Genomic DNA, 16,726 nt, shown 5'->3' with positions numbered 1-16,726 from the left:
GCCGCCACTCGCGGCCGGGGTGGCGGGGAGGGTGCGTCGCCGTCCGCCGGGTGTGACCGAGTACGCCCCGGCCGCCGGGGTCCCAGGTCGAGGGCGTGCGCGGGCATGCGGGGGCACCCCCGTGAGGCGCCACGGGGGTGCCCGCGCATGACCGCGACGCGGCGATGTACTAGAGTTATCTCGACATCGAGATAACTGCCCGGGCGTACCGCAGTCGCCATCCCGGTAAGGGTTACCTAACTAAGCCCTACCTTAGCGGATCGATGAGGGGCCATGGCGGCAGCATGACGTAGTACGCGCACATTGATGAAGGAGACTGTCGTGTCGGCGAACAGCTTCGACGCCCGCAGCACGCTGCGCGTGGGCGACGAGTCGTACGAAATCTTCCGGCTGGACAAGGTCGAGGGCTCCGCGCGGCTGCCCTACAGCCTGAAGGTGCTGCTGGAGAATCTGCTCCGCACCGAGGACGGCGCGAACATCACCGCCGACCACATCCGGGCGCTCGGTGGCTGGGACTCCCAGGCCCAGCCGAGCCAGGAGATCCAGTTCACGCCGGCCCGCGTCATCATGCAGGACTTCACCGGTGTCCCCTGTGTCGTCGACCTCGCCACCATGCGCGAGGCCGTCAAGGAGCTGGGCGGCGACCCGGCGAAGATCAACCCGCTGGCCCCGGCCGAGCTGGTGATCGACCACTCCGTCATCGCCGACAAGTTCGGCACCCGCGACTCGTTCGCCCAGAACGTCGAGCTGGAGTACGGCCGCAACAAGGAGCGCTACCAGTTCCTGCGCTGGGGCCAGACCGCCTTCGACGAGTTCAAGGTCGTCCCGCCCGGCACCGGCATCGTCCACCAGGTGAACATCGAGCACCTGGCCCGTACGGTCATGGTCCGCAACGGCCAGGCGTACCCGGACACCCTCGTCGGCACCGACTCCCACACCACCATGGTCAACGGCCTCGGTGTGCTCGGCTGGGGCGTCGGCGGCATCGAGGCCGAGGCCGCGATGCTCGGCCAGCCGGTCTCCATGCTCATCCCGCGGGTCGTCGGCTTCAAGCTGACCGGCGAGCTGACCCCCGGCACCACCGCCACCGACCTGGTGCTCACCATCACCGAGATGCTGCGCAAGCACGGTGTCGTCGGCAAGTTCGTGGAGTTCTACGGTGAGGGCGTGGCCGCCACGTCGCTCGCCAACCGCGCCACGATCGGCAATATGTCCCCCGAGTTCGGCTCCACCGCCGCGATCTTCCCGATCGACGGCGAGACGCTGAACTACCTGCGTCTGACCGGCCGCTCCGCGCAGCAGGTCGCGCTGGTCGAGGCGTACGCCAAGGAGCAGGGCCTCTGGCTGGACCCGGCCGCCGAGCCCGACTTCTCGGAGAAGCTGGAGCTGGACCTCTCCACGGTCGTCCCGTCGATCGCCGGTCCGAAGCGCCCGCAGGACCGGATCGTGCTGGCGAACGCCGCCGAGCAGTTCGCCCAGGACGTCCGCAACTACGTCGACGACGACGAGGAGGCGGGCAAGGAGTCCTTCCCGGCCTCCGACGCCCCGGCCGCCGCCAACGGTGTGCCGTCGCGCCCGACGCTGGTCACGGCCCCCGACGGGTCGACGTACGAGATCGACCACGGTGCCGTCACCGTCGCCGCGATCACCTCCTGCACCAACACCTCCAACCCGTACGTGATGGTCGCCGCCGCCCTGGTGGCGAAGAAGGCGGTCGAGAAGGGCCTCACCCGCAAGCCGTGGGTGAAGACGACCCTCGCCCCGGGCTCCAAGGTCGTCACCGACTACTTCGACAAGGCGGGCCTGACCCCCTACCTCGACAAGGTCGGCTTCAACCTGGTCGGCTACGGCTGCACCACCTGCATCGGGAACTCCGGCCCGCTGCCGGAGGAGGTCTCCAAGGCCGTCAACGAGCACGACCTGGCCGTCACCTCGGTGCTCTCCGGCAACCGCAACTTCGAGGGCCGGATCAACCCCGACGTCAAGATGAACTACCTGGCGTCCCCTCCGCTGGTCGTCGCCTACGCCCTCGCCGGTTCCATGAAGGTCGACATCACCCGGGACGCCCTGGGCATCGACCAGGACGGCAAGCCGGTCTACCTCCAGGACATCTGGCCCTCCGAGGCCGAGGTGAACGACGTCGTCGCCAACGCCATCGGCGAGGACATGTTCAACAAGTCCTACCAGGACGTCTTCGCCGGAGACGCCCAGTGGCAGGCGCTGCCGATCCCGACCGGCAACACCTTCGAGTGGGACGCCGAGTCCACCTACGTCCGCAAGCCCCCGTACTTCGAGGGCATGGCGATGGAGCCGTCCCCGGTCACCGACATCGTCGGCGCCCGGGTGCTCGCCAAGCTGGGCGACTCGGTCACCACCGACCACATCTCCCCGGCCGGTGCCATCAAGGCCGACACCCCGGCCGGCAAGTACCTCACGGAGCACGGCGTCGAGCGCCGCGACTTCAACTCCTACGGTTCCCGCCGGGGCAACCACGAGGTCATGATCCGCGGCACCTTCGCCAACATCCGGCTGCGGAACCAGATCGCGCCGGGCACCGAGGGCGGCTTCACCCGCGACTTCACCCAGGCGGACGCGCCGGTGTCGTTCATCTACGACGCCTCCCGCAACTACATCGAGCAGGGCACCCCGCTGGCGATCCTGGCGGGCAAGGAGTACGGCTCCGGCTCGTCCCGCGACTGGGCCGCCAAGGGCACCGCGCTGCTCGGCGTCAAGGCCGTCATCGCCGAGTCGTACGAGCGTATCCACCGCTCGAACCTGATCGGCATGGGTGTCCTCCCGCTCCAGTTCCCGGAGGGCGCGAGCGCCGAGGCCCTGGGCCTGACCGGCGAGGAGACCTTCTCCTTCACCGGTGTGACCGAGCTGAACAACGGCACCACCCCGCGCACCGTCAAGGTCACCACCGACACCGGCGTGGAGTTCGACGCGGTCGTCCGGATCGACACCCCCGGCGAGGCGGACTACTACCGCAACGGCGGCATCATGCAGTACGTCCTGCGGAACCTGATCCGCGGCTGACGCGGTCGCGGACCACGGTCCGCGACCCGAGTACCGGTACGACGAGGGCCGTATCCCCGGGGCGAACTCCCGGGGGTGCGGCCCTTCGCCGTGCCCGCAGAGGCGTGCCCGAGGGCCGGGAAAAGGGGAGCCTCCCGGGCGCCTCCGGGGTGCGTCCGGGGGCGCCCCGGACGCCGTACCGGGCCCGTGTCGGGCCCGGATCCAAGAGTCCGGTTCCGGGCCGCCGTACGGCCGGACACAGCAGCCCCTGAGGCCGGACACCAGGGCCCGTACGGGGTTCGTACGGCCGGGGCGGCGGAGGTCAACGGGGCCCGAAGCGGGCGTCCGGGGCCGGGTGCGGGGTGCCGGACCAGGGGCGTACGCGACCGGGAACCGGAGGCGCTCCGAGCCGGACCGGGGCACGTTCCGCCCCGGGATCACCATCGAAATCCGACCGGTCGCACAGCTATTTCCAGCCACTTTCGCACCGGTGTGGATCGGCCGCGTCCTCCTGCGGTCCGCCCGAATCACGGCATTCGTCGCCCCGGTGAGTCTCGGTGAACCCCGGCGATCCGTTCTCCGGCAGTGCCCGAATTCCCCCGTCGAATGCACTCTTGGGGCTTGATAGCCGTTTCTTTCCGTCCGCCCCGTCTTTCCCGCTATTGCTCTGCTCCGGCGGCGGATCGGCCGGGGCGCGGAAGGGCTGTCGATCATGGTGATCGGGATATTGGCAACGTTGTCCGAATGCCCGGAGCGACCCAATGCGGAGGCGGGTGCCCGGCCGTGTCAAGAGTGCCGGTGCGATGTCGGGGCGCAATAGCGGCGCGATGTGCTTGGAATCAGCCATTCCGCCAAGAACGATCTGGTCATACCCGCCTTCGCATGTCAGGCGGGTGTCAGCGGGATGTCCCACGTCCGGGGCGGGGGAGATATCCGTACGGTCTCAACTAGGGAAAGACTGACGATGAACCTTGCTCTTGATCTTGCTCCCCCTGAGGGAAGTGGACTATACCTGTCGGCGTCCGAGCGGGTGTCCGACGACACCGCCCGGGCCAGGGGGAACGGGCGGGTGGGCCGCCGTGTGCCGTTAACGCGATGACCACCGCCGGGGCTCCCGAAGAAAGGTGCACTACCCAAGCTTTACTGAGTTTCCTGCGGGAAATCACAGCAATTCACCGCGGTGTGCGGAGCCCTGCGCCGGGAGGCGTGACGGACGGGCGACTTGTTCACCGCCTGAGTCCTGATGAAGGCGAGGACTTGAGCATGGGATCCACCTCCGTCCACGAGAACGGCGGTCTCGGCCGTCGGAAGCTGATGAAGCGCTCCGCGGCGCTGGGCCTGATGACCGTACCCGCAGTGGGCTTCCTGTCCTCCTGTGCCAGCGGCGACGGCGACAAGGAGAAGGAGACGAAGGGCACGAAGTCCGAGAAGAACCCACTGGCGGTCAATGAGACGGCCGGACTCGACTTCGTGCTCTTCAACGGCGGCTTCGGCGACCAGTACGCCCGGGACGCCGTCAAGGTCTACGAGAAGAACTTCCCCAAGGCGAAGGTGAAGTTCCACGCCACCCAGGCGATCCAGACCGAGCTGCAGCCGCGCTTCAACGGCGGCACCCCGCCGGACCTGATCGACAACTCCGGCAAGGAACAGATGGACATGGGCGTCCTGGTCGCCCAGAAGCAGCTGCACGACCTCACCGAGCTGCTGGACGCGCCCTCCTACGACGACCCGAAGAAGAAGGTCCGCGACACCCTGCGGCCGGGCATCGTCGAGATGGGCCAGTTCGAGGGCTCCCCGGTGTGGATGCTCTATTACGCCTACACCGTCTACGGCGTCTGGTACTCGCAGAAGCTGCTCAACTCGCTCGACGCCGAGTACCCCGAGACCTGGGACCAGATGCTGGCGGTCTGCGAGAAGGCGAAGAAGAAGGGCATCGCCGGCTGGACCTACGCCGGTGTCCACCCGTACTACATCCCCTTCACGCTCTACCCGATGATCGCCAAGCGCGGCGGCCCGGACGTCATCAAGGCGATCGACAACCTGGAGCCGAACGCCTGGAAGCACCCCGCGGTCAAGGACTGCTTCGAGCGGTACTACGAGCTGAAGAAGAAGGGATACGTCCTCGACGGCACCCCCGGTCTGGACCACATCCAGTCGCAGACCAAGTGGACCGAGGGCAAGGCGCTGTTCATCCCCAACGGCTCCTGGGTGGAGAACGAGGCGGCGAACACCATGCCGAAGGACTTCGACCTGGCCGTCAGCGCCCCCACCGGCATCGACTCCAGCGACAAGATGCCCTTCGGTACCCTCTGGGCCTCCGGCGGCGAGCCGTTCATCGTCCCCTCCAAGGCGAAGAACAAGGCCGGCGGCATGGAGCAGCTCCGGATCATGCTCGGTGCCGACTCGTCGCGGAACTTCACCAAGGCCGTGAAGTCGCTGAGCGCGTTCGACGGCGGTACCGACGGCATCGAGCTGACCCCGGGCATGAAGTCCGTCGTCGCCGCCCTTGAGAAGGCCGGTACGAATGTGGTCAACCCGCGGCTCGGAGACTGGTACGCGGCGCTTCAGAAGGAGAAGATCGGTGCGGCTCTGGGTGAGCTGATGGCGGGCCGGATCACCCCGGCCGAGGCCATCAAGAAGGCCCAGAAGGTCGCCGACGAGACCGCCAAGGACGACTCCATCAAGAAGTTCAAGCGCCAGTGAACCCTGTCGGGGCCCCGTCCGGCCGACCGGGGACGGGGCCCCGGCTCTCCACACGGCACCAGCGGTGCTTTCCGAGGGAAGATCGGGGTCGGTAGGAAATGCAGCACGGTAAGTACCGTTTCATCGCGGGGTTCCTGGTAGTCCCCCTGGCGCTCTACGCGCTCTTCGTCATCTGGCCGTTCATCCAGTCGATCTACTACTCGTTCACGAACTGGACGGGACTCAGTCCCGAATTCTCGATGGTCGGCTTCGACAACTACACCAGGATGTTCGAGGACGACGTCTTCTGGAAGTCGCTCCAGCACAGTCTGACGTTCGCCGTGGCGCTGCCACTGGTGACGATCGGCCTGGCACTGTTCTTCGCCTTTATGATCAATGTCGGCGGGCGGCGGCGCAAGGGTGCGGCGGTCACCGGAGTCCGGGGTTCGGGCTTCTACAAGATCGTGTACTTCTTCCCGCAGGTCCTTTCGATCGCGATTGTGGCCCTGCTCTTCAAGTTCGCGTACAACCCGGCCGACGGGGCCATCAACACCGCGTTGAAGACCTTCGGCATCGGTGCCCAGCCGCAGTGGCTGGGAGACCCCGATCTGGCGCTGATCTGTGTGATGGTCGTCCTCGTCTGGTCGACCGTGGGATTCTTCGTGGTCCTCTTCTCCGCGGGCATGGCCTCCATCCCCCGGGACTTCTACGAGGCGGCCCTGCTCGACGGCGCCAGCCGCTTCACCACCTTCTTCAAGATCACCCTGCCGCTGCTCTGGGACACCGTGCAGTCCGGGTGGATCTATATGGGCATCCTCGCGCTCGGCGCCGAGTCCTTCGCGGTGGTCCAGATCATGACGGTCGGCCCCAGCGGCGGCGGACCCGACTACTCGACCATCGTCATGCCGCTGTACGTGTACCAGAAGGCATTCCGCGACGGCCAGGCCGCCTACGCGACGACCATCGGTGTCGCCCTCCTCTTCGTCACCCTGCTCTTCGCGGCCGCGGTGATGCGACTGGGTCGGCGCGAGCGGCTGGAGTACTGAGATGAAGACGACTGACACCACGGCCGAGGGTGTGGCCGGTGACGGGCCCGAGCTGACGAAGACGACCGACGTGCCGGAGCCGGCGGCTCCCGTCCGCCGGACGGGGAAGTCCGAGGGCGGCGTCCTCAATGTCTTCTCCCACGGTGTGCTGGTCATCTGGGCGATCCTGGTGGTGCTGCCGCTGCTCTGGGCGGTGATGTCCTCCTTCAAGACGGACAAGGCGATCTTCACCACGCCGTGGTCGCTGCCGGACAGCCTCCAGCTCGACAACTGGTCCCGGGCCTGGAACGAGGCCCGGATGAGCGACTACTTCTTCAACACCATTCTGGTGGTGGGGGGTTCGCTGATCGGGACGCTGCTGCTGGGATCGATGGCGGCCTACGTCCTGGCCCGGTTCGAGTTCCCCGGCAACCGGTTCATCTACTTCCTCTTCATCGGAGGAATGAGCTTCCCGGTGATCCTGGCGCTGGTGCCGCTGTTTTACGTCCTTCAGAACATGTCCATGCTGAACACCCTGCATGGACTGATCCTGGTGTACATCGCCTACTCGCTCCCGTTCACCGTCTTCTTCCTGACGGCGTTCTTCCGAACGCTGCCGACCTCGGTGGCGGAGGCGGCGTTCATGGACGGGGCCTCGCACACCCGGACGTTCTTCCAGGTCATGCTGCCGATGGCGAAGCCCGGACTGATCAGTGTCGGGATCTTCAATTTCCTCGGACAGTGGAATCAGTATCTGCTGCCGACGGTGTTGAACACCGATCCGGACCGGAAGGTGCTCTCCCAGGGGCTGGTCCAGCTCGCGGTCAGCCAGGGATACAAAGGTGACTACTCCGGTCTCTTCGCCGGACTGGTGATGGCGATGCTGCCGGTACTCGCCGCGTACATCATCTTCCAGCGGCAGGTGGTGGCCGGTCTGACGGCCGGCGCGCTGAAGTAGCCCGTACGGAAGAACCGGCCCGCGCCCCTCGGGGCGCCCCAGGCCCGACGCCCCCGGCTGATGTCCCGCCGGGGGCGTCGACGCGTTCCGCCCCGCCGCCCCGGAGCACCGCCCCGCCGCCCCGCCGCGAGCGGTGTCCCGGGACCGGTCCGGCCCTCCGCCCCTTGACGCCATTCCCCCGCCCGGGTCAGCTTGGAGTTCACAAGTTGTACGCATTCGGCGGGAGTGGTGGGTCGTGGAGACTCCGGGTTCGCAGACGTCCCTGCACCGGGCCAATCTGGAGCGGGTCGTCCGGGCCGTCCGGATGGCGGGCTCGCTCACCCAGGCCGAGATCGCCCGGAGTACCGGACTCTCCGCCGCCACCGTCTCCAATATCGTCCGCGAGCTGAAGGAGAGCGGCACCGTCGAGGTCACCCCCACCTCGGCGGGCGGCCGGCGGGCCCGGTCCATCTCCCTCAGCGCCGCCGCCGGGGTCGTCGTCGGGGTCGACTTCGGCCATACCCATCTCCGGGTCGCCGTCGCCGACCTCGCCCACCAGGTGCTCGCCGAGGACTCCGAACCGCTCGATGTGGACTCGTCGGCCGACGGCGGCTTCGACCGGGCCGAACGGATGGTCACCCGGCTGATCGCCGCCACCGGGACCGGCCCGGAGCAGGTCCTCGGCGTCGGGCTGGGCGTACCGGGACCCATCGACGGCGAGTCCGGGGTGATCGGCTCCACCTCGATGCTGCCGGGCTGGGTGGGCTCCAACCCGGGCAAGGAGATGTCGGACCGGCTCGGCGTCCCGGTCCATGTGGACAACGACGCCAATCTGGGGGCCCTGGGCGAACTGGTCTGGGGCGCCGCCCGGGGCGTCGCCGACCTCGCCTACATCAAGGTCGCGGGCGGCGTCGGCGCCGGACTGGTGATGGGCGGCCGGATCTACCGGGGCCCCGGCGGCACCGCGGGCGAGATCGGCCATCTCACCCTCGACGAGTCCGGTCCGGTCTGCCGCTGCGGCAACCGCGGCTGTCTGGAGACCTTCGCCGCCGTACGGTACGTACTGCCGCTGCTCCACCCCGTCCACGGCCCCGGGCTCACCATCGACCGGGTGGTACGGCTCGCCCGGAGCGGGGACCCCGGCTGCGCCCGGGTGATCGCCGACACGGGACGGCATCTGGCCGTCGGCGTGGGGGCGCTCTGCAATCTGCTCAACCCCCGGGTGGTGGTGGTCGGCGGGGAGATCGCCGAGGCGGGTGAGGTGCTGCTCGCCCCGCTTCGCGCGGCGCTGACCAGGTACGCCATTCCCAGCGCCGCCCAGCGGCTCACCGTGGTCAAGGGCGCGCTGGGCGCCCGGGCCGAGGTGCTGGGCGCGGTGGCGCTGGTACTGAGCGAGATGGGGGACTCGGCCCTGGTCGGGCGAACCACCGCCGGAGGGTGAGAAGCATTCACTTAGAGAACGGATGGCACCGTTGTCATCTCGTTAATGATTTACTCCTTGACCCTGCGGATACGGCCGAGTTGACTGCCTGTCACCTCGGCCGCAATGACGCGGCCGCGTCAGGAGGTAACGATGAACGCTCGGCTGAGTCGTGTCGTGTCCACCGCCTTATCCGCCGCCGCGGCCCTGGCCCTGACCGCCTGCGGCAGTGCCAAGGAGTCCGGGGACGAGGAGGGCGGCCGGGCCACCGGTACCAGGGCCGCGAAGGGCGACGGCATCGCCGTCGGCCTGCTCCTCCCGGAGAATCAGACCGCCCGCTACGAGAAGTTCGACAAACCCCTGATCGAGAAGCGGATCAGTGAGCTGACCAATGGCCGGGGCGAGGTCGTCTACGCCAACGCCAAACAGGACGCGAGTCTGCAGAGCCAGCAGATCGACACCATGATCACCAACAAGGTCGACGTCCTGGTGCTCGACGCGGTGGACTCCAGGGCCGTCGCGGGCGGGGTCCGCAAGGCGAAGGAGGCCGGGATCCCGGTGGTCGCCTACGACCGGCTGGCCGAGGGCCCGATCGACGCCTACACCTCCTTCGACAACGAGGAGGTCGGCCGGGTCCAGGCCGAGGCGCTGCTCGCCGCCCTCGGCGACCGGGCGAAGTCGGGCCGGATCGTGATGATGAACGGCTCCGTCACCGATCCCAACGCCGCCCTTTACAAGAAGGGCTCCCATGCCGTCCTCGACGGCAAGGTGACCATCGGCCGGGAGTACGACACCAAGGAGTGGAAGCCCGAGAACGCCAACTCCAATATGGAGAGCGCCATCACGGCCCTCGGCAAGGACGAGATCATCGGCGTCTACTCGGCCAACGACGGTATGGCGGGCGGCGTCATCACCGCCCTGAAGGCCGCCGGTTTCGAGAAGCTGCCACCGGTGACCGGGCAGGACGCCGAACTCGCCGCCGTCCAGCGGATCGTCGCCGGTGAGCAGTACCAGAGCGTCTACAAGCCCTACGCGGGCGAGGCGAACGCCGCCGCCGAGATGGCCGTCGCCCTGGCCCGGGGCCGTGATCTGGGGACCGTCGCCAAGGACTCGGTCGACAGCCCCACGACCCGGGACATCCCCGCGGCCCTGGTGGAGGTGACATCTCTGACCAGGGAGAACGTCCGGGAGACCGTCGTCGAGGACGGTATCTACACCATCGCCGAGATCTGTACCGACAAGTACCGCGCCGCCTGTGACGCGCTCGGGCTGAAGTAGCCCGGTCCCCGGCGCCCGGCGCGTCCCCCCGGGGCCGCCGGACCCACAGCACCCGTACTCGTACCGCGGCCCCGCCCCGCCCGGCCGGGCCCGGTGTGCACCCCGCCGGTCAGGCGGCGAAGGAGTTGGTCGATATGTCCGCAGTGCCGGTACTGGCGTTACGCCGGGTCTCGAAGCGCTTCGGCGCCGTCCGGGCCCTGACCGAGGTGGACCTCGAAGTCCACGCGGGCGAGGTGGTCGCCCTGGTCGGCGACAACGGGGCCGGGAAGTCGACCCTGGTCAAGATGATCGCCGGGGTCCACCCCGTGGACGGCGGGACCGTCGAATGGCGGGGCGGTCCGGTCCGGATCGAGGATCCGCACGACGCCCAGGAGCTGGGCATCGCCACCGTCTACCAGGATCTGGCGCTCTGCGACAATCTCGATGTCGTCGGCAATCTCTTCCTCGGCCGGGAGCTGAGACGCTCCGGCGTACTGGACGAGATCGAGATGGAACGCCGCTCCCACGAGCTGCTGACCACCCTCTCCATCCGGATCCCGAGTGTCCGGATCCCCGTAGCGTCGCTCTCCGGCGGCCAGCGCCAGACCGTGGCCATCGCCCGGTCCCTGCTGGGCGAGCCCCGGCTGGTGATCCTGGACGAGCCCACCGCCGCCCTGGGCGTCGAGCAGACCGCCCAGGTACTCGATCTGGTGGAACGGCTCCGGACCCGCGGCCTGGCGATCCTGCTGATCAGCCACAACCTGGCGGACGTCCAGGCGGTCGCCGACCGGGTCGCGGTGCTCCGGCTCGGCCGGAACAACGGGACCTTCACCATCGGCGACGCCACCCGGGAGGACATCGTCGCCGCGATCACCGGCGCCGCCGAGAACGCGGTCACCCGGCGGGCCGCCCGGACCGAGGGGGCCGTCCGATGACCGCGGGACCGACACCCCCGTCGGGCGGTGCGTTCCCGGCCGGGGCGCCCGTACGGAAGACGTCCCCGGCCGGGAGCGGCGACCGGACCCGGCCGCCCTCGTCCGGCGCCCCGGCCGCCGCGCCGGACGCGATCACCGCCGTCGACCCCCGGCTGCTCGTCCGCGAGCGGGGGTTCGCCGGATACGCCGCCGAGTTCCGGCGCCGGATGCGCTCCGGCGAACTGGGCTCCGTACCGGTCGTGGTCGGTCTGATCGTGATCTGGACGACCTTCCAGATCCTGAATCCGGCGTTCATGTCGGCCCAGAACGTCTCCCATATCTCCGTCGACATCGCGGGCACCGGCCTGATCGCGGTCGGGGTGGTCTTCGTTCTGCTGCTGGGCGAGATCGACCTCTCCGTGGGTTCGGTCAGCGGACTCGCGGGCGCGGCCTTCGGCGTACTGAACATCACCCACGGGGTGCCCGAGTGGCTCGCCCTGATCCTGGCCGTGCTGTCGGGCACGGCGGCGGGGGTGGTCCACGGCTTCTTCTTCGCCCGGATCGGGGTCCCCGCCTTCGTGGTGACCATGGCCGGTCTGCTGGCCTGGAACGGGCTGATGCTCCAGATCCTGGGCGCCAACGGCACCATCAACCTGGACGACACCGGACTGGTCGCCGGGCTCACCACCCACTACTTCTCCGACATCGCCGCCGCCTACGGTCTGGCGACCCTCGCCGTCGCCGGATACGGCGCCGCCGCCCTCCTGGGCGCCCGCGGACGGGAGGCGGCCGGGGTGCCGTCCCGGCCGCCGGGCGAGCTGCTGCTGCGGACGGCGCTGCTGGCGGCCGTCTGCTATCCGGTCGCGTACCTCCTCAATCAGCACAAGGGCCTGCCGCTCGCCCTGGTGATCTTTCTGGCGGTGGTGGCCGGGACCGACTTCGTGCTCCGGCGGACCGTCTTCGGCCGGCGGGTCTTCGCCCTCGGCGGCGGGATCGAGGCGTCCCGGCGGGCCGGGATCGATGTGGCCGCCGTCCGGATCGCGGTCTTCGCGATCGCCGGAACCCTGGCCGCGTCCGGCGGACTGATGCTCGCCTCCAAGATCAACGCGGCGAACCAGGGCGCGGGCTCCGGCGATCTGCTGATGTCCTCCATCGCCGCCGCCGTGATCGGCGGTACCAGCCTCTTCGGCGGCCGGGGCCGGACCTGGTCCGCCCTGCTCGGGGTGCTGGTGATCGTCTCGATCCAGAAGGGGCTCCAGCTGGAGAGCATCGCCGAACCCGTGAAGTACATGATCACCGGTGGGGTGCTGCTGGCCGCCGTGGTGATCGACTCCGTCTCCCGCCGTACGCAGCAGGCGGCGGGCCGGGCCTGACAACCCGGGCCCCGCCCCCGGCGCGGCCCGGGGCCCGGCGGGCCGTACGGCGTCCGGGGCCGTACGACGCGCGCGGGGCCGGGCACCGTACCGTACGGAACCCGACACTCCGGACCACCCGGAACGCCGCCCTCCGGCGGCCGGGCCCGCCACCCCCGCCCCGGCGGCCCGCCGCGCCCGGCCCGGCCGGGGCCGCCACGCCCGGGCGGCGCTGAGACGTGCCTCACACCATCCGGTGAACGGCCCGGTGGCACCGTTCACCCACAGGGGCGTTCAGTTGTTCGTGAGGTGACAGCCCGCCCCTTCGGTCGCGCCGCACCGCCCAAACACTAGACTCGGTCAGATCACCGGCTCGACGGCGACGACACGACCAGCTCATACGCCCAGCTCAACACGCAAGGAGGCACGGGTGACGCTGCTTACCCGTATCAGGGGACCGCGCGATCTGGACACGCTCAGCCCGGAGCAGCTGGTTCAGCTGGCCGCGGAGATCCGGACCTTCCTCGTGGACGCGGTCGCCAAGACCGGCGGCCACCTCGGACCCAACCTGGGTGTGGTCGAGCTGACCATCGCCCTGCACCGGGTCTTCGACTCCCCGAAGGACCGGATCCTCTGGGACACCGGCCACCAGAGCTATGTGCACAAGCTGCTCACCGGCCGCCAGGACTTCTCCCGCCTGAAGATGAAGGGCGGCCTCTCCGGCTACCCCTCCCAGGCCGAGTCCGACCACGACGTCATCGAGAACTCGCACGCCTCCACCGTCCTCGGCTGGGCCGACGGCCTCGCCAAGGCGAACGAGGTGCTGAAGAAGGACGACCACGTGGTGGCCGTCATCGGCGACGGCGCCCTCACCGGCGGCATGGCCTGGGAGGCGCTGAACAACATCGCCGCCGCCAAGGACCGCCCCCTGGTGATCGTGGTCAACGACAACGAGCGCTCCTACGCCCCGACCATCGGCGGCCTCGCCAACCATCTGGCGACCCTGCGCACCACCGACGGCTACGAGCGGTTCCTCGCCCGCGGCAAGGACATCCTCGGCCGCACCCCCGTCGTCGGCAAGCCGCTCTACGAGACCCTGCACGGCGCCAAGAAGGGCCTCAAGGACTTCATCGCCCCGCAGGGCATGTTCGAGGACCTCGGCCTGAAGTACGTCGGCCCCATCGACGGGCACGACATCGACGCCCTGGAGTCCGCCCTGGCCCGCGCCAAGCGGTTCAACGGCCCGGTGATCATCCACTGCCTGACCGAGAAGGGCCGCGGCTACCAGCCCGCCCTCCAGGACGAGGCCGACCGGTTCCACGCCGTCGGCAAGATCCACCCCGACACCGGTCTGCCCATCGCCTCCTCCGGCCTCGACTGGACCTCCGTCTTCGGTGAGGAAATGGTCAAGCTGGGCGAGGAGCGGCCCGATGTGGTGGCGATCACCGCCGCCATGCTCCAGCCCGTCGGCCTGGAGAAGTTCGCCAAGGCGTTCCCCGACCGGGTCTACGACGTCGGTATCGCCGAGCAGCACGGCGCGGCCTCCGCCGCCGGACTCGCCACCGGCGGGGTGCACCCCGTCTTCGCGGTCTACGCGACCTTCCTCAACCGCGCCTTCGACCAGGTCCTGATGGATGTCGCCCTGCACCGCTGCGGGGTCACCTTCGTGCTCGACCGGGCCGGGATCACCGGCACCGACGGCCCCTCCCACAACGGGATGTGGGACATGTCGATCCTCCAGGTCGTCCCCGGGCTGCGGATCGCCGCCCCGCGCGACGCCGACCAGGTCCGGGCCCAGCTCCGGGAGGCCGTCAGCGTCGACGACGCGCCCACCGTGGTGCGCTTCTCCAAGGGCGCGGTGGGCCCCGCGGTCAAGGCCGTCGGCCGGATCGGCGGGATGGACGTCCTGCGCGAGCCCGGCACGGACACCCCGGACGTGCTGCTGGTCTCCGTCGGCGCGCTCGCCCCGATGTGCCTGGAGATCGCCGCCCTCCTCGACCGGCAGGGCATCTCCACGACGGTGATCGACCCCCGCTGGGTCAAGCCCGTCGACGAGGCGATCGTGCCGCTGGCCGACCGCCACCGGGTCGTGGTCACCGTCGAGGACGGCGTCCGCACCGGCGGGGTGGGCGCCTCGGTCGCCCAGGCCCTGCGGGACGCGCAGATCGACGTACCGCTGCGCGACTTCGGTATCCCGCCGCGGTTCCTCGACCACGCCTCGCGGGCCGAGCTGCTGACCGAGATCGGGCTGACGGCGCCGGACATCGCCCGGCAGGTCACCGGTCTGGTCGCCCGGCTCGACGGCACGGTCGACGCGGCCGAAGCGGCCCCGGAAGAGGCCGGGGCGGTCGAACCCGTCCGGGACTGACATCCAGGACCGACATGTGATGGGCCGGGCGGAAACACCCCTGACGGGTGGTTCTACCGGCCCATTCGCGTGAAACCCAGCCGTACCGGACCCCGGTGGACCACAGGTCGTCCCGATCATGTCGGGACGACAGATCTGGAGGTCCACGGTGAGTACTCAGACCGGCCCCGCGCCCAGGCCGGGCGCGTTCCGTACGAAGACCGTCGAGCAGTCCATCCGGGACACCGAGGAGCCGGAACACGCGCTCAGGAAGTCCCTCTCCGCGCTCGATCTCACGGTCTTCGGCGTCGGAGTCATCATCGGTACCGGCATCTTCGTGCTGACCGGGGCCGTGGCCAAGGAGAACGCGGGCCCCGCCACCGCCCTCGCCTTCGTCGCCGCCGGGATCGTCTGCGCGCTGGCCGCCCTCTGCTACGCCGAGTTCGCGTCCACCGTGCCGGTCGCCGGATCCGCCTACACCTTCGCCTACGCCTCCCTCGGCGAACTCCCCGCCTGGATCATCGGCTGGGACCTCGTCCTGGAATTCGCCCTCGGTACGGCGGTGGTCGCCGTCGGCTGGTCCGGCTATCTGCGGTCCCTGATGGACAACATCGGCTGGCAGCTCCCCGACGCCCTCGCCGGGACCAACGACGTCACCGGCTTCGGTTTCGACCTGATGGCGTTTCTGCTGGTCCTGGCTCTGACCGTGGTTCTGGTCCTGGGCATGAAGCTCTCGGCCCGGGTCACCGGACTGATCGTGGCGATCAAGCTCGCGGTGGTGCTGATCGTGATCATCGCCGGATCGTTCTTCATCAAGGCGGCCAACTACGACCCCTTCATCCCCCCGGCCGAGCCGCAGACCGGCGGTTCCGGACTCCAGGAACCCCTGGTCCAGCTGCTGTTCGGCTACGCGCCCACGAACTTCGGTGTGATGGGCATCTTCACCGCCGCGTCCATCGTCTTCTTCGCCTTCATCGGCTTCGACGTGGTCGCCACCGCCGCCGAGGAGACCCGGCTGCCGCAGCGCGACATGCCCCGCGGCATCCTGGGCTCCCTGCTCATCTGTACCGTGCTCTACGTCGCCGTGTCCCTGGTCGTCACCGGGATGCAGCACTACTCGGAGCTCTCCATCGACGCCCCGCTCGCCGACGCCTTCAAGGCCACCGGCCACCCCTGGTACGCGGGCGTCATCAGCTTCGGCGCCGTCATCGGACTGATGTCGGTCTGCCTGATCCTGCTGCTGGGCCAGACCCGGGTGTTCTTCGCGATGAGCCGGGACGGGCTGCTGCCCCGCTTCTTCTCCCGTACCCACCCCACCTTCCGCACCCCCTACCGCGCCACCGTCCTCCTCGGCGTCGCCATCGCGGTCATCGCGGGCTTCACCAACATCCAGGAGCTGGCGGTCCTGGTGAACATCGGCACCCTCTTCGCCTTCGTCGTGGTCGCCCTGGGCGTACTGATCCTCCGCCGCACCCGCCCCGACCTGCCCCGCGCCTTCCGCACCCCGCTGGTGCCCTGGCTGCCGATCGCCTCGGTGGCCGCGTCGCTCTGGCTGATGCTCAATCTGCCCACCGAGACGTGGATCAGGTTCGGCGGCTGGATGCTGCTCGGGGTGATCGTCTACTACCTCTACGGCCGCGGCCACAGCCGGCTCGGCCGCGCGGAGAAGCGGCCCGACCAGACGGCCTAGGGCGTGTCTGACGGATCAGGCTGGATCAGCGAGCGGGGTCTGGTGCCGTGGATCGCAAGGCGGAGGAGGGAGTCCACGCGGTGGGGG

The 16,726-nt window shown here is 69.3% G+C and carries 10 protein-coding genes; all 10 read left to right on the top strand.

Going from position 1 to position 16,726, the window contains the following annotated elements:
* The first annotated feature begins 321 nt into the window (after positions 1–321).
* The 10 genes from acnA (at position 322) to ABZ714_RS21320 (ending at position 16,639) form a co-directional block, all read left to right on the top strand.
* Positions 322–3,036, top strand: coding sequence for an aconitate hydratase AcnA (acnA, locus tag ABZ714_RS21365; protein ID WP_358826859.1), 2,715 nt, complete (start codon positions 322–324; stop codon positions 3,034–3,036).
* Positions 3,037–4,278: 1,242 nt separating this feature from the next.
* Positions 4,279–5,718, top strand: a complete 1,440-nt coding sequence (gene ngcE, locus ABZ714_RS21360) for an N-acetylglucosamine/diacetylchitobiose ABC transporter substrate-binding protein (RefSeq protein ID WP_358826858.1) — start codon at positions 4,279–4,281, stop codon at positions 5,716–5,718.
* Positions 5,719–5,816: 98 nt separating this feature from the next.
* Positions 5,817–6,743 carry a sugar ABC transporter permease gene (locus tag ABZ714_RS21355; RefSeq protein ID WP_358826857.1) on the top strand — a complete coding sequence of 309 codons (927 nt, stop codon included), beginning with the start codon at positions 5,817–5,819 and terminating at the stop codon, positions 6,741–6,743.
* Between the two features lies 1 nt (position 6,744).
* On the top strand, positions 6,745–7,680 hold the full coding sequence (locus ABZ714_RS21350) for a carbohydrate ABC transporter permease (protein ID WP_358826856.1): 936 nt from the start codon (positions 6,745–6,747) through the stop codon (positions 7,678–7,680).
* A 235-nt stretch (positions 7,681–7,915) separates the two neighbouring features.
* Entirely contained in the window at positions 7,916–9,100 is a 1,185-nt protein-coding gene (locus tag ABZ714_RS21345; protein ID WP_358826855.1) for an ROK family transcriptional regulator, read from the top strand.
* A 132-nt stretch (positions 9,101–9,232) separates the two neighbouring features.
* Positions 9,233–10,357, top strand: coding sequence for a substrate-binding domain-containing protein (locus tag ABZ714_RS21340; protein WP_358826854.1), 1,125 nt, complete (start codon positions 9,233–9,235; stop codon positions 10,355–10,357).
* Between the two features lie 134 nt (positions 10,358–10,491).
* On the top strand, positions 10,492–11,271 hold the full coding sequence (locus ABZ714_RS21335; protein ID WP_358826853.1) for an ATP-binding cassette domain-containing protein: 780 nt from the start codon (positions 10,492–10,494) through the stop codon (positions 11,269–11,271).
* Positions 11,268–12,623 carry a sugar ABC transporter permease gene (locus ABZ714_RS21330; protein WP_358826852.1) on the top strand — a complete coding sequence of 452 codons (1,356 nt, stop codon included), beginning with the start codon at positions 11,268–11,270 and terminating at the stop codon, positions 12,621–12,623. The genes ABZ714_RS21335 and ABZ714_RS21330 overlap by 4 nt, the downstream gene beginning before the upstream one ends.
* A 409-nt stretch (positions 12,624–13,032) precedes the next feature.
* A complete protein-coding gene (gene dxs, locus ABZ714_RS21325) occupies positions 13,033–14,970 on the top strand; it encodes a 1-deoxy-D-xylulose-5-phosphate synthase (RefSeq protein ID WP_358826851.1) in 1,938 nt (645 codons plus the stop codon).
* Positions 14,971–15,118: 148 nt separating this feature from the next.
* A complete protein-coding gene (locus ABZ714_RS21320; protein WP_358826850.1) occupies positions 15,119–16,639 on the top strand; it encodes an amino acid permease in 1,521 nt (506 codons plus the stop codon).
* Positions 16,640–16,726 lie beyond the last annotated feature (87 nt).

Source organism: Streptomyces sp. NPDC006798 (genome assembly GCF_040635975.1).
Lineage (GTDB): Bacteria > Actinomycetota > Actinomycetes > Streptomycetales > Streptomycetaceae > Streptomyces.
This window is presented reverse-complemented; position numbering and strand designations above follow the sequence as displayed.